A 14,314-nucleotide genomic window follows, 5' to 3' on the forward strand; every position below is an offset into this window, starting at 1 on the left:
GGAAATATCATCACTTAGACCAAGAGTGACATACCCATCCCCGCCCATGGATAATCCCCCCATGGATAAACAGGATAAATATGCCACTTCATTTTATTGGCTCAATATATCCAGCAATCTTTGCAGGTCTTGTTTACTATAATAGTTAATTTCGATTTTACCTTTATCTTTATTTTCCTTAATCTTAACTGTCGTTTTATACCTCTCACGCAATCCCTCTTCTACCTCTTCAATATACGGATCGCGTTTTTTAACAGCGGTTTTCTTGCTTTCCAATTTCTTCTTGTCTAGCTGTTGAACAGCATTTTCCAGATCACGAACGCTCCACTCGTGATCAATACACTGCTTTGCTAGTTGCATAATTACAGCAGAATCCTTCAAGCCAACTAATGCTCTAGCATGGCCCATGGATAATGTTCCACGTGAAACATATTCCTTTACTTCATCCGGAAGAGATAGCAATCTCAGGAAATTGGCGATGTGCGATCTAGACTTCCCAACTTTGAGAGATAATTCCTCTTGTGTCAATTGGAATTGATCCATCAACCCTTGATAGGCGACTGCGACCTCCATCGCATTCAAATTCTCACGCTGTAGGTTTTCGATCAGAGCAATCTCCATTACCTGTTGATCGGAAAAGGACTTAACAACAGCCGGGATTGAGGTGTTCCCACAAAATTGGGATGCACGAAAACGCCGTTCTCCAGCGATAATCTCATACCCTTTTAGTACACTACGAACAATAATAGGTTGAATAACGCCATGTTGACGAATAGATTCAGCCAATTCCTTGATCGATTCCTCATCAAAAGTCTTCCGAGGCTGATATGGATTAGCACGAAGCTGATTCAAAGGAATCTCAATCACTTTCTCATCTTCATCTATGGAAAGCGACGGAATCAAAGCATCCAATCCTTTACCCAAACGCTTACTCATTAGAAACCACTTCCTTTGCCAACTCTAGGTATACTTCCGCCCCTTTGGATCTCGGATCATATGTGATAATCGACTGGCCATGCGAAGGTGCCTCACTTAGACGCACATTTCGAGGGATGACCGTCTTGTACACTTTTTGCTGGAAATACTTCTTAACTTCTTCGATCACTTGAATTCCCAGATTTGTTCGAGCGTCGAACATCGTCAGAAGAACACCTTCAATTTGCAATGAGGTATTCAAGTGTTTCTGAACGAGACGCACCGTATTCAGCAACTGGCTCAAACCTTCCAGCGCATAATACTCACACTGAATTGGGATCAGGACGGAATCCGCTGCTGTTAAAGAATTTAGAGTCAGAATACCTAGTGATGGCGGGCAGTCGATCAAAATATAATCATAGGAACGCTTCACCTGCTCCAATGACTTCTTAAGACGTACTTCACGAGACACCGTAGATACAAGCTCAATCTCGGCACCCGCCAACTGGATCGTGGCCGGAATAATATCCAGGCCCTCAATTTCAGTTTGCGTGATTGCATCCTTCGGATTGACATCATTAATCAGCACATCATAAATACAATTAGCTACATCAGCCTTATTAATGCCAACACCGCTAGTCGTATTCCCCTGAGGGTCGATATCAATGAGCAGTACTTTCTTACCGATCGTGGCAAGACCTGCTCCCAAATTTACGGACGTCGTTGTTTTTCCAACTCCGCCTTTTTGATTGGCTATGGCAATGATTTTAGACAATCCATTTCACCTCAATATATAAGAAGAATCTTCTTGTAGATTTTCTAAGATTGTAACTACTAAGCTGCAGCTACAAAAAGACCAAAACATTGGTAGTTCTGCTAAGCTACAAACTTGAAATGAAGCAAATCAACATTTCAGAAAATGATCGAAAAAGAAGCTGACCCCCAACCCTGTCCGGTTATGGTCAGCGAACATAGAACTTATCTCTTTGGAATCTGAATCACAATTTCATAATGATCGTCGTGATCCTTCTCTTCTGTCTTGATCTGCAACCCTGAACCCGAAACCATATCAATCGATTGTCGTATCGTATTTAAGGCCAATCTGACATCCTTGGTGAAAGAGATCCGCTTAGACTTCTTCTTGTTCTTATTCACTTCTTTGTAGAAAGCAATTCTAGCTTCCGTCTGCTTAACGTTCAATTCCTTATCGATAATTTCCTTTAATACCTTAAGCTGTAGCTCTTCTGTATCCAGTGAAAGCAAAGCTCTGGCATGACGCTCCGTAATTTTGCGCTCCATCAAGGCATTCTTGGCATCATCAGGAAGATTAAGCAGCCTGATCTTATTAGCAATTGTAGATTGGCTCTTGCCTAATCTCTGAGCGAGGCTCTCTTGTGTCAATTGATGTAAATCAATTAGATTCTGATAGGCTATCGCTTCCTCGAGCGCTGTCAGTCCTTCACGCTGCAGATTCTCTATCAAGGCAATCGATGCTGCCTGTGAATCATTGAAATCCCGTAAAATAGCAGGAATGCTCTCCATTCCCAGCTTCTTCACAGCCCGCCAGCGCCGTTCGCCCGCTATAATCTCATACTTATTATTACGATAACGAACAACGATTGGCTGAATAACGCCATGCGTCTTAATCGTCTGACATAGCTCATCAATCTTCTCGTCATCAAATATTGTCCGGGGCTGATAAGGACTTCCAACGATATCCCCTACCGGAATTTGCTTCACTTCATCACTACTGCTGCGTTCGGCTAAACCAAACAATTTGGAAAATTGTTCTTTCATTCTGTAGATTACCACCTAATTTCATAGTGACATAAGGTCATACCTTACTTGAACATACACTAATAGAGACTACAAAAGTTCATAATTAAACACGATGAAGTTTAAGGGCATCTCCCAAACATAACCAAAAGTCGGTATGCTGATCCCTATGTAAAAAACTCTACTTTGTAACGATATATCTATTCTACCACTTTTTTCACTATAATCCTATTCTCTTATTAAATGTATTTTAAATTTGCTAGATAGAAAACTTCCACAATTAAAAAGTCCCCCTTAACATATGTTTCACGTGGAACATTTTGTTAAGAGGGATACAAATATTTCTAAATAATTGGAGATTTTAGGGGTGTTCCCGCTTTACGCGGATATTTTTTGGGTGTCGAAGATGTCTTATTGATAAGAATAATATGTCGCTCCGAATTCTCCATTGGAAGCTCGAAATGATGGGTTGCCGAGAGCTTACCTTTAAGCTCAGTTAAACTGCGAGCAGCCTCCTTCAACTCTTCTTGCGGATCCAGACCCTTCATCGCTGCGAAGATACCGCCCATTTTAACAAAAGGTAGACAGAACTCATTTAGTACAGCCATACGTGCAACTGCTCTTGCTGATACAAGGTCGTAGGAGTCTCTAAATTGCTCTTTCCGAGCTATGTCCTCAGCCCGTCCATGAATCAACTGTACATCCTGCAGATCGAGCTGATCGACAACATTTTGCAAAAATTGGATTCGCTTATTCAAAGAATCAATAATGGTTAGCTTCAAATGAGGATAACAGATTTTAAGCGGTATTCCCGGAAAACCAGCCCCTGATCCAATATCTGCCATTGTCGATATCTGACTCATGTCCATATAGAACGACAATGTGATTGAATCATAGAAATGCTTCACATATACCTGTTCCCGCTCCGTGATCCCAGTTAAGTTCATTTTCTCATTCCAGGATACCAGCTCCTGATAGTATATCTCGAATTGCTGCAATTGCTCCGAAGACAGCTCAAGCTGGTGCTCTTTTAATAATTTTTGAAAATTATCCTGTACCTTATCCAATCGAAGGTCCTCCTGCAGCAGTAACGCGATTATAGTGCTCCAAATATACCAATAAAATGGAAATATCCGCTGGCGTTACACCCGAAATTCTTGAAGCCTGGCCGATTGAGATAGGGCGAATCTTAGCAAGCTTCTGCCGCGCCTCTATAGCCAAGCCTTGAATATCTTCATAGTTAATATTCTCAGGCAGTTTCTTCCGTTCCATCTTCTGCAGACGCTCCACATGCAGCAATTGCTTCTCAATATAACCGGCATATTTAATTTGAATTTCCACCTGTTCCTTCATATCATCATCCAGCTGTACCTCAGATGGGGAGAAGGAATCGATATGAGCGTACGTCACTTCCGGACGCCGCAAAATCGTTAACAAATTGCTTCCGTCCTGAATTGGAGCTGATCCGATAGAAGTGAGCAACTCATTGATCTCCGAAGGCTTAACCTTCGTCTCCTTGAGTCTAGCTATCTCATCCTCTACCTTCTGCTTCTTGTCGAGGAATTGCTCATAACGTTGTTCGCTAATGAGCCCGATTTCATGACCCAGTGGCGTAAGGCGAAGATCCGCATTATCATGACGGAGCAATAGCCGATATTCAGCTCGGGAAGTAAGCAAGCGGTAAGGCTCATTCGTTCCCTTCGTCACTAGATCGTCGATCAACACACCCATATATCCTTGAGAACGATCAAGAATGACTGGCTCTTTGCCTTGCACCTTGCGAGCTGCATTAATTCCCGCCATAATCCCTTGTCCAGCTGCTTCCTCATAACCAGAGGTACCATTGATTTGTCCCGCTGTGAACAAACCGGAAATTCGCTTGGTCTCCAGGGATGGCCAGAGCTGAGTCGGTACAATTGCATCATATTCAATCGCATAACCATTACGCATCATTTCAGCATTTTGCAGGCCTGGAACAGAACGAAGCATTTGCACTTGGACATCCTCAGGCATACTGGTCGAGAAGCCTTGTACATAATACTCTGATGTATTCTTGCCCTCTGGTTCCAGGAAGATCTGATGTTTCGGCTTATCGCTGAAACGAACGATCTTATCCTCAATCGATGGGCAATAACGTGGGCCCGTCCCTTCGATCACCCCAGAGAACATCGGTGCACGATGAAGATTAGCATTGATAATGTCATGGGTTTCGATCGACGTATAAGTTAACCAACACGGAAGCTGCTCATTGTCCGAACTCTTCGTCTCATAGGAGAAGAACTTCGGATTCTCATCCCCAGGTTGGATCTCCATCTGTGAGAAGTCAATCGTATCCTTATGGACCCGTGGTGGAGTCCCTGTCTTGAAGCGAACCAATTCAAATCCGAGTTCCTTCAGATTATGGGACAGCTGCACCGATGGCTGCTGATTATTTGGGCCGCTCTCATACATCAATTCACCCATAATAATCTTGCCGCGCAGATAAGTTCCTGTCGTAAGTACTACTGCCTTGGCACGATACTCTGTTCCGGTCTTTGTAATGACGCCGACACATTGCCCGTCCTCAACAATTAATTCCTCAACCATTCCCTGGCGAAGTGTCAGATTCTTCTCCTTCTCCAGCGTCTCTTTCATCGTATGCTGATAAGAAAATTTATCCGCTTGAGCACGAAGTGCATGCACGGCAGGTCCTTTACCTGTATTCAACATCCGCATTTGGATGAAAGTCTTATCGATATTACGCCCCATCTCTCCACCAAGCGCGTCAATCTCACGAACAACATGGCCTTTGGCCGGACCACCAATCGAAGGATTGCACGGCATAAATGCCACCATGTCCAGATTAATTGTAATCATTAACGTCTTACTTCCCATTCGGGCAGCCGCCAATGCGGACTCACAACCAGCATGTCCTGCACCGACGACAATTACATCAAATTCGCCGCCATAATGACCCATATCACAACCCCCTCACATTGTATCAACAAATTAATATTTTAGAGGTTGTTCAGAAAGTCCGCTTTTGATCACGAAGTGAATCTAGAAGTAACTCGGCATCGAATCTTGAATTCACCCGGGTCTTCCGGTGCTCACGTACCCACTACGTACGCTACGCTCCTCAGACCCTAGCTTCATCCAACCTTCTCGGTGCTGAGAACCGGACTTTTTGAACACACACTATAAGGAAATCGAATGAAGAGAAGTGCTCTTTATTCGTTCAAATTTAAAACGTTTATTCATACTTTTCATCATACCATGAACAATCGTGTATAATACACGAACGCCGTTATTTTCCAAGACAAAATTGCGAGAAAATCTGATCGATCAGCGCATCCGGTGCCGAATCACCGACCACCTCACCAAGCTGTTCCCAAGCCAAGCGAACGTCAATCTGCATAATGTCGATCGGAATACCTGCATCTGCAGCCTCGTAAGCATCCTGCAGAGACTGCTTCGCCCGCTTCAACAGCGCAATATGACGGACATTGCTGACATAAGTCAAATCTCCAGATTCCAGTTCACCGCCGAAGAATAGCTTCGAGATCGCCTCTTCCAAATGATCAAGACCCTCTTCTGTCTTCGCCGACAATTCCACAATTACATCATCTGCAAAATAACGGCTTACTTCGCTGCGATCCAATTGCTGCGGCAAATCAATCTTGTTCAAAATGACGATCACCGGCCGACCAGATAATTGCTTCAATAGAGTGATCTCATCCTCATGTAGCTCCTCAGCATGATTCAACACCAACAGGATCAGATCTGCCTCATCAACGGCTGCCTTGGAACGCTCCACACCGATCTTCTCCACGACATCAATCGTCTCACGAATTCCCGCCGTATCCAACAATTTAAGAGGAATATGGTTGATCGTCACGAACTCCTCAATCACATCCCGCGTCGTACCCGGAATATCCGTAACAATCGCCTTATTCTCCCTGGCTAATGCATTAAGCAACGAGGACTTCCCGACATTTGGTCTTCCGACAATCGCCGTCGTGATCCCTTCCCGCAAAATTTTGCCCTGGCTCGCAGTCCTCAGCAGATCATCAATCCCCTGCATCGTTAGCGTACATTTCTGCTTAATGAACTCCGTTGTCATCGACTCCACATCATGCTCTGGATAATCGATATTGACCTCAATATGCGCCAGCGTCTCCACCACCGTATGCCTAAGCTCCCCGATCTTGCGCGACAAAGCCCCTTCAACCTGCTTTAGAGCTAAAGAAAACGCCCGATCCGACTTCGAACGGATCAGGTCGATTACCGCCTCTGCCTGCGACAAATCGATCCGCCCGTTCAAGAACGCCCGCTTCGTGAATTCCCCCGGCTCCGCCAGGCGAATATCCCGCTGCTCCAGCAACAGATCCATCACCCGCTTCACGGAGATAATCCCCCCATGCGAGCTAATCTCCACTACATCTTCCGTCGTAAAAGACCGTGGCGCTCTGAACAGCGACACCAGCACTTCTTCCAACTTCTCATCCGTCTTCGGATCTATAATAAATCCATAATGGACCGTATGACTATCCGCTTCCGTTAACTTTGTCTTTGAGCGAAATACATTCTCCACACTTGCGATCGCCTCCGGCCCACTCACCCGGATTACCGCAATCCCGCTCTCTCCTACAGCCGTAGAGATCGCTGCAATCGTATCACTTAACATTTATTCTCTCACCCCTGCTTCATCAAATATCTATCCTAAACAGCAAATAACTGTTATCTTCAATTATTAAATGTACCACATCCGTCAATAACTTACTCGCTCCTCATCCCACCCAAACCCTCCCTTACCGTAAAGGAGGGCCCCGAGGGTTGCACCCTCTGGACACCCACATCTGGACTAACATGAGAGAGAGAGATGAACTCCTGCGAGACTATGCTTAGGAACGCTTTTCCCCCTTCGGGTACGTCTTACTGTTAGAGCACCCGGGTTACCTACACAGGTTAAAAAAAGACGCAACACAACATCCCCTAAGGAAACGTCGCTTGCGTCTCATTCATCATTTGCTTTGCTTCAGTGCAATAACAACCCGCCGGTTCGGCTCTTCGCCTTTGCTGAACGTCTTAACCTCCGGATGATCCTGAAGTTTGGAATGAATCACTTTACGCTCCTGCGGCGGCATCGGTTCAAGAGCTACTTCCTTGCGGGTGCGGACGACCCGACCCGCCAGCCTAACGGCCAAATCCTCCAGCGTCTTCTTGCGTCTTTCACGGAAGTTCTCCGCATCAAGAATAATACGAATATAACTATCAGAATAACGGTTGGCAATAATATTTGCCAAGTATTGAAGTGCGTCAAGCGTCTGCCCGCGGCGACCAATAATCATACCTAGATCGTTGCCTGAGATATTGAGCACAGTGGCATCTTTCTTCTGGACGATCTCCACATCGACTTGAAGTCCCATATTCTCGCCAACGTCTTTAATAAATGACGCCGCCTCTTGATAAGGATCCTGATCGGTATTAGAGCTTAGATCCTTCTGGGATTCCAGACTGCGATCCTCCGAACGATCTCCCTTTGGCGGAACTGCTGGGGAGTTGGACAGGAGAGTAAGTTCAACCTTTGCCCCTTTTACCCCAATCAGTCCCAGGAATCCTTTTGATGGCTGCTCTAACACATTAACGGCGACTTGATCCTCGGTGGTGCCGAGCATAGCCAATCCTTGTCTTACAGCTTCTTCAACGGTTTTCCCTGACGTCACAATTTTATTCATTTCGACTTTTTGGCCTCCTTGGCACCTCTGCCGGGATGACCGGCTTTGAGATTCGAACCGCCCTTTTTCTTCCCTGATGACGTGTTGCTACTGGTTGCTACAGCAGGTATAGGTTCTTTCTTTCTATAAATGAAATAATTTTGTCCTATCGTATACAAGTTAGAGAATATCCAGTACAACGGCAATGCAGCCGGGAAGTTGAAAGCCATAATAAAGATGAGCACTGGATAGACCCACATCATAAATTTCATCGGGTTAGGACCGGAAGTGTTCATCGTATTCATATTCGACATCATCTTCGTCTGAACAAACGTAGTAATCGCAGCTACCGCTGGCAAAATATAAGTCTTGTCCGGCTCGCCAAGCTGCAACCACAAGAAGGAGTGATCACGGATTGCCGAATTATAATAAATCGAGTTATAGAGCGCAATAAAGACCGGCATCTGAATCAGAAGTGGGAAACATCCCGCCATCGGATTAACCTTATTCTCCTGGAACAGCTTCATCGTCTCCTGTTGCTGCTTCTCAGGATTATCTTTGTAATCCTCCTTGATCTTCGCCAGCTGAGGCTGAATAGCCTGCATCGCTTTTGAACTCTTTACTTGCTTCAATGTAAGTGGAAGAATTAACGTACGAACAATGATCACCATAATTAATACGGCGATTCCGTATGCCCCATTGAACCACTTCGCAAACGTATCCAAAGCTAATGAAAAATAATAGACGACATTAGCAGTCCAGAAAGAACCACTATTTTTCATATCTTCGGTAGTAGTAGCCAAATGAGCATTTTGCGTTCCGCAACCGGCTAACAACACGACGAGCCCGATTGCAAGAATAATGAGGACTAATCTCCTCTTGTTATTGGCAATTCGCGACACTTCAAAACCCCTCTCTTAACCTATCCGTCATCGTAAATCATAACATATTTATAGGGACAAAGAAACAATCATGCTTGGCGTCCGGAAGGCTTGAGCAGCGAGGCTTTACGAAGGACGTGAAGTACGCTTTTCTCCAGTTCCTTATATTCCATTCCGACAGCACCATTGCGTACAATGAGAATGATATCGACATGATCCTGGATCTCGCTCTCATGCAAGCGAACGATCTCCTTCAGCATTCTGCGCATACGGTTTCGTACCACAGCATTCCCTATTTTCTTACTTGCCGATATGCCCAGTCTGAAACGCTCAACATCTGGTTTTCTCGACCAATAAACAACGAGTTGACGGTTAGCAAAAGACTTTCCATGCCGGTATACCCGGCCAAAATCCGCCCGATTTCTTAATCTTAACTTTTTATGCACGAGCAATCTCCTCAACTCTAGACCTGCTAACTGCTATTGTAATTATAAACCATCCATATAGGCAGTAAACCTGATTTTATGCAAAATCGAGTTCCTTCATATTATAGTCAATAATTAATCAACAAATTTGACACATAAACAGCAAGTTCATTACTATATCATTTGGCGTACAAAAAAAGACCACCGCAGTGGTCTTCACGCACGCATTACGCACTCAATACTTTTCTTCCTTTTTGGCGACGAGCAGCAAGAACCTTACGGCCATTCTTCGTGCTCATTCTTTTACGGAAACCGTGAACCTTTTTACGTTTGCTCACATTCGGTTTGAAAGTCGGTCTCATCTATTGCACCCCCTCTACAGGAATCCGTCACTGTCAAATTCACCATTTTCATAATCCACAGAAAATGCCTTTATACATTTAATCATAAGCACCATAAAAAGTCAACTGAGCCCGGCATATCTTTACCCAGCCAAATTTATACACAGCTCGCGTAAACGAGCAAAAAATAATGATTCATTTTAGTTTTCCACAGGCTAGGTTACTATTTCACCTCGGAATAAAGGTTATACACATGTGGAAAAGTAATTTTGACACTCTCAATTTCTTCATATTTACAGTATTTATGAATCGGGGTATGATCTCTAATGTAAGGATGTATACAAGTATACTGAGAGGATGTAATTTATGAAACTAGGCATGGTAGGACTCGGAAAAATGGGCCATAATCTGGTCATGAATTTGCTGCGCCATAATCACGAGGTTGCGGCCTACGATATGAATCCGGAGGCAGTAAGCCGTGTTGCTGAGCATGGAGCTATTCCGGTAGCAAGCCTGGAACAACTCGTAGCCACACTCGAGCCACCGCGGATTATCTGGATTATGGTACCGGCCGGAGCTGCTCTTCAGTCCGTCATCTCCACTCTAACCCCGCTTTTGGATGCAAATGATATCGTTATTGACGGAGGCAACTCCCATTATAAAAATTCGGTGGAGCTGGCTGACCAGCTAGCGAAATCCGGCATCCACTTCTTCGACGTGGGAACCTCCGGCGGCATCGAAGGCGCTGAACAAGGCGGCTGCTTCATGATCGGCGGCGATGAAGCTGTATTCCGCATCATTGAGCCAATTTTTCAAGATATCGCTGTGAAGAACGGTTATATGTATACTGGCAACCCTGGAAGTGGACATTTCCTAAAAATGGTCCATAACGGAATTGAATACGGAATGATGCAGGCGATTGCCGAAGGCTTTGAAGTGCTGGACAAGAGCCAATATGACTACAATTATGAAGATGTAGCCAAGGTATGGTCGAATGGATCGGTTATCCGCAGTTGGCTGATGGAACTGATACAGGATGCCTTCTCGAAAGATCCGAAGCTGGAAGGTATCCGCGGAGTTATGCAATCCTCGGGCGAAGGTAAATGGACGGTCGAGACTGCACTGGAATTGCAGGCAAGTGCCCCAGTGATCGCAATGTCTCTGTTCATGCGCTATCGTTCTCTTGAAGATGATACTTTCCACGGTAAAGTCGTTGCTGCTCTGCGCAATGAATTTGGTGGTCACGCTGTAGAATCAAGCAAATAAATATAGGTATCCCAAATTTTTCATGCTATGATCTTATAAACGCATGTTGCTTCGTGTTAGATATAGAATTTATACGTTATCAGCGGAAGCTGATGAAATTCTATATCGCAAGAAAACCTTCCTTTATATCGCGGTCGCTCCTCCTTGAATTACTGCGATCGATTTTCTTATCAAAGGGGACTTTTTAAACAACCTATATTAGTGATAGGAGCATAGAACTATGAAGTTTCCCTCAAGTTGGTTAAAGGGCAGTTCACTTGGCGAATCTATCGCCAGTGAGCTGCGCCTACATATTATAAGCGGAGACATTAAACCGGGTACGGTACTATCCGAGAATCGGATCGCTGCAGATTATGGCGCCAGCCGCTCACCTGTGCGCGAAGCCTTGAAAACGCTGTCTAGTGAAGGACTAATCACCCTGCAAAGAATGGGCGCGGTCGTGAACGGGCTTCAAGTAGAAGACTATGAAGAGCTGTATGACGTCAGGTACTTAATTGAGAGCTTTGCCTGGAAACGGCTGGCCAGCAGCAATTCTGCGGAATTAATCACTCAACTGCGGCAGATTATCGACAAAATGGATTTGGCCGGTAAACATCATGATGTTGTAGAGTTTGCCTACCAGGACCTAACCTTCCATGAGACGATCATTAAGGCAGCGAATCATACCCGGATCTGGCATCTATGGATGAGTATTCGGCAGATTGTGATGACCGTAATGCTGATCACGACCAAGCAAATTCTGTCCCAGGATGACTACAGGATTAATTACGTCGTCAATAAGCATCGCAAATTATTAGCTGGGCTGGAATCCAAAGATCCACATATCATCGCTCGCAATGTTGAAGAATACTTCGAAGATTCCGTTCAAACCTTGCATACAAGTATTCCGGAATAATATATCTCCTGCAGGAGAAAGAAGGTGCGTTGTTAAATGAACAAAACATCATTTATGATCGGTGTTGATATCGGAACGACAAGTACAAAAGCAGTTCTTTACGAAGAAAATGGCACTGTCGTTGCGAGCGCAAATATTGAATATCCATTATATACTCCTTCCGCAGATATTGCTGAACAGGATCCGGAAGAGATTTTCGCCGCTGTTCTGCAGGCGGTTCAACAAGTAATCCAGCAGAGTAAGACGGAAACAAGCCGAATCCTGTTCGTCTCCTTCAGTACGGCCATGCATAGCGTGATCCCGGTAGATGAAGCGGGAGCACCATTGATGCGTTGCCTGACCTGGGCCGATAACCGCAGTGTGAAATGGGCAGATAAACTGAAGAAGGAACTGGGCGGACATGAAATTTATCTTCGTACCGGAACACCGATTCACCCCATGTCTCCGCTGACAAAAATATTATGGTTGCGCCATGAGCGGCCGGATATTTTCAATAAAACTCGTAAATTCATTTCTATTAAAGAATATATATTCTTCAAGTTGTTTGGAAGATATATTGTCGATCATTCCATCGCATCCGCAACCGGACTTATGAACCTGGAGCACCTGGACTGGGATGCTGAGGCGCTGCAAATCGCTGGCATTACTTCGGAGCATCTATCTTCTCTCGTATCAACGACCCATATTTTGCATGGGCTTGCACCTGAATATGCTAACAGAATGGGTCTGCTCGCCTCTACCCCGTTTGTGATCGGAGCAAGCGACGGGGTTCTATCAAATCTGGGTGTCGGCGCCATCGATCCTGGAGTCGTCGCGGTCACCATCGGCACGAGCGGAGCCATTCGCACTGTAGTGGATAAGCCTAGGACCGATCCGAAGGGACGGATTTTCTGCTATGCTCTAACCGAGAAGCATTGGGTGATCGGCGGAGCGGTCAATAACGGCGGCGTTATCTTTCGCTGGGTGCGCGATGAGATCGCCGCATCCGAGGTTGAGACCGCCAAGCGGCTCGGAATCAGTTCCTATGATGTGTTAACGAAGATTGCAGAACGGGTTCCCCCTGGCTCAAACGGTCTCCTCTTCCATCCATACCTATCGGGAGAGCGAGCCCCGCTATGGAATCCGAATGCACGCGGTTCCTTCTTCGGTCTGACCCTTCATCATCAGAAGGAACATATGATTCGCGCCGCTTTGGAAGGAGTCATCTACAATCTGTATACCGTTCTACTTGCTATGGAAGAACAAATCGGGAGGCCGCTTAAAATTCAAGCCACCGGCGGATTTGCCCGCTCCCCATTATGGCGGCAAATGCTGGCCGATATTTTCGACCAGACCGTTGTGATCCCTGAAAGCTTCGAGAGCTCTTGCCTGGGAGCAGTTGTACTTGGCTTATATGCGCTAGGAAGAATCGATTCCTTCAACCATGTCTCCAGCATGATCGGAGAAACCTATGAACATACGCCAAACCGCGACAATTCAGCGATCTATAAGAAGCTCCTTCCTATCTATATCCGTATCTCGCGAAAATTGGAGGAAGATTATCAAGCCATTGCCGATTTTCAGCGTAACCATTAAACGAGTTATATATAGTCTGATCATAAGAAAACAGGACCTGACGAACGTCAGGTCCTGTTTTCTTATTTTATAATCTATCAAAAGGACTCATTTATCCTACCAACGATCCTCGAATCTATCCAACCGAAAAAGTTATTCACAACCTCTTAAAAAACAAATTTCGATCAGCTTGGAATAACCTGTGCACATTTTTTTTCGTTAATTCACAGTTCCTGTCGATTTTTAAACAGATTATAAACAATATATAGTGTTGTTGACGGAATTTATACACAAGTTATTGAATTTGTGGATAAATACGCGTATTACATTGAAATATAAGGCTTCTTTTGCTATGATTATAATGCTTTCACTGTGAATATCTATTAAACATTATAAAATTATCAACAGCCTGTGGATAATATTGTGAACAATTCAAAGTTATCCACTTTTATAATGATTACATTTTTCTGAGTAATGGGGATAAAACTCCCCTTTATTTATGTTTTTTCGACTTTTTTTGCATGGCTCATGCCACAATTGGATGATTTAAAAGGAGTGACAGTCT

The 14,314-nt window shown here is 44.7% G+C and carries 13 protein-coding genes; 3 read left to right on the forward strand and 10 right to left on the reverse strand.

Annotated features, from left to right (window positions below; genetic code table 11):
- Positions 1-93: 93 nt before the first annotated feature.
- The 10 genes from EI981_RS28825 to rpmH all read right to left on the reverse strand — a co-directional run bounded on the left by EI981_RS28825 (position 94) and on the right by rpmH (position 10,055).
- Positions 94-936 (reverse strand): ParB/RepB/Spo0J family partition protein, encoded by an 843-nt coding sequence (locus EI981_RS28825; RefSeq protein ID WP_127004174.1) that lies wholly within the window; start codon positions 934-936, stop codon positions 94-96.
- Entirely contained in the window at positions 929-1,690 is a 762-nt protein-coding gene (locus EI981_RS28830) for a ParA family protein (protein ID WP_127004176.1), read from the reverse strand. Before EI981_RS28830 ends, EI981_RS28825 begins: the two co-directional genes overlap by 8 nt.
- Positions 1,691-1,893: 203 nt before the next feature.
- Positions 1,894-2,712, reverse strand: a complete 819-nt coding sequence (noc, locus tag EI981_RS28835) for a nucleoid occlusion protein (protein WP_127004178.1) — start codon at positions 2,710-2,712, stop codon at positions 1,894-1,896.
- 323 nt (positions 2,713-3,035) lie between these two features.
- Complete coding sequence (gene rsmG, locus EI981_RS28840; protein ID WP_127004180.1) at positions 3,036-3,758, reverse strand: 16S rRNA (guanine(527)-N(7))-methyltransferase RsmG; 723 nt, start codon at positions 3,756-3,758, stop codon at positions 3,036-3,038.
- Positions 3,751-5,649, reverse strand: a complete 1,899-nt coding sequence (gene mnmG, locus EI981_RS28845) for a tRNA uridine-5-carboxymethylaminomethyl(34) synthesis enzyme MnmG (RefSeq protein ID WP_127004182.1) — start codon at positions 5,647-5,649, stop codon at positions 3,751-3,753. Before mnmG ends, rsmG begins: the two co-directional genes overlap by 8 nt.
- A gap of 328 nt (positions 5,650-5,977) precedes the next feature.
- Positions 5,978-7,357, reverse strand: a complete 1,380-nt coding sequence (gene mnmE, locus EI981_RS28850; protein ID WP_127004184.1) for a tRNA uridine-5-carboxymethylaminomethyl(34) synthesis GTPase MnmE — start codon at positions 7,355-7,357, stop codon at positions 5,978-5,980.
- Between the two features lie 337 nt (positions 7,358-7,694).
- The gene (gene jag / locus EI981_RS28855) at positions 7,695-8,408 is read right to left on the reverse strand and encodes an RNA-binding cell elongation regulator Jag/EloR (protein WP_127004186.1); all 714 of its coding nucleotides are present in this window, start codon (positions 8,406-8,408) and stop codon (positions 7,695-7,697) included.
- On the reverse strand, positions 8,405-9,289 hold the full coding sequence (locus EI981_RS28860) for a YidC/Oxa1 family membrane protein insertase (RefSeq protein ID WP_127004188.1): 885 nt from the start codon (positions 9,287-9,289) through the stop codon (positions 8,405-8,407). The genes jag and EI981_RS28860 overlap by 4 nt, the downstream gene beginning before the upstream one ends.
- A gap of 68 nt (positions 9,290-9,357) precedes the next feature.
- On the reverse strand, positions 9,358-9,714 hold the full coding sequence (rnpA, locus tag EI981_RS28865) for a ribonuclease P protein component (protein ID WP_068778605.1): 357 nt from the start codon (positions 9,712-9,714) through the stop codon (positions 9,358-9,360).
- Between the two features lie 206 nt (positions 9,715-9,920).
- On the reverse strand, positions 9,921-10,055 hold the full coding sequence (gene rpmH, locus EI981_RS28870; protein WP_068778604.1) for a 50S ribosomal protein L34: 135 nt from the start codon (positions 10,053-10,055) through the stop codon (positions 9,921-9,923).
- Positions 10,056-10,400: 345 nt separating this feature from the next.
- Here rpmH and gnd point away from each other — a divergent pair, with 345 nt between their 5' ends.
- The 3 genes from gnd (at position 10,401) to gntK (ending at position 13,770) form a co-directional block, all read left to right on the forward strand.
- The gene (gene gnd, locus EI981_RS28875) at positions 10,401-11,300 is read left to right on the forward strand and encodes a phosphogluconate dehydrogenase (NAD(+)-dependent, decarboxylating) (protein ID WP_127004190.1); all 900 of its coding nucleotides are present in this window, start codon (positions 10,401-10,403) and stop codon (positions 11,298-11,300) included.
- Positions 11,301-11,520: 220 nt separating this feature from the next.
- Entirely contained in the window at positions 11,521-12,195 is a 675-nt protein-coding gene (locus tag EI981_RS28880) for a GntR family transcriptional regulator (RefSeq protein WP_127004192.1), read from the forward strand.
- Between the two features lie 36 nt (positions 12,196-12,231).
- Positions 12,232-13,770: a gluconokinase gene (gene gntK, locus EI981_RS28885; protein ID WP_127004194.1), complete on the forward strand. Its 1,539-nt coding sequence runs from the start codon at positions 12,232-12,234 to the stop codon at positions 13,768-13,770.
- The last annotated feature ends 544 nt before the right edge of the window (positions 13,771-14,314 follow it).

It is taken from the genome of Paenibacillus lutimineralis, assembly GCF_003991425.1.
In the GTDB taxonomy this organism is placed as follows: domain Bacteria; phylum Bacillota; class Bacilli; order Paenibacillales; family Paenibacillaceae; genus Fontibacillus; species Fontibacillus lutimineralis.

What these genes read in the sequence shown, in the direction of transcription:
- noc (WP_127004178.1), bottom strand. Translation starts at nt 2,712, where the DNA reads ATGAAAGAACAATTTTCCAAATTGTTTGGTTTAGCCGAACGCAGCAGT.
- gnd (WP_127004190.1), top strand. Translation starts at nt 10,401, where the DNA reads ATGAAACTAGGCATGGTAGGACTCGGAAAAATGGGCCATAATCTGGTC.
- mnmG (WP_127004182.1), bottom strand. Translation starts at nt 5,649, where the DNA reads ATGGGTCATTATGGCGGCGAATTTGATGTAATTGTCGTCGGTGCAGGA.
- EI981_RS28825 (WP_127004174.1), bottom strand. Translation starts at nt 936, where the DNA reads ATGAGTAAGCGTTTGGGTAAAGGATTGGATGCTTTGATTCCGTCGCTT.
- EI981_RS28880 (WP_127004192.1), top strand. Translation starts at nt 11,521, where the DNA reads ATGAAGTTTCCCTCAAGTTGGTTAAAGGGCAGTTCACTTGGCGAATCT.
- jag (WP_127004186.1), bottom strand. Translation starts at nt 8,408, where the DNA reads ATGAATAAAATTGTGACGTCAGGGAAAACCGTTGAAGAAGCTGTAAGA.
- mnmE (WP_127004184.1), bottom strand. Translation starts at nt 7,357, where the DNA reads ATGTTAAGTGATACGATTGCAGCGATCTCTACGGCTGTAGGAGAGAGC.
- rpmH (WP_068778604.1), bottom strand. Translation starts at nt 10,055, where the DNA reads ATGAGACCGACTTTCAAACCGAATGTGAGCAAACGTAAAAAGGTTCAC.
- gntK (WP_127004194.1), top strand. Translation starts at nt 12,232, where the DNA reads ATGAACAAAACATCATTTATGATCGGTGTTGATATCGGAACGACAAGT.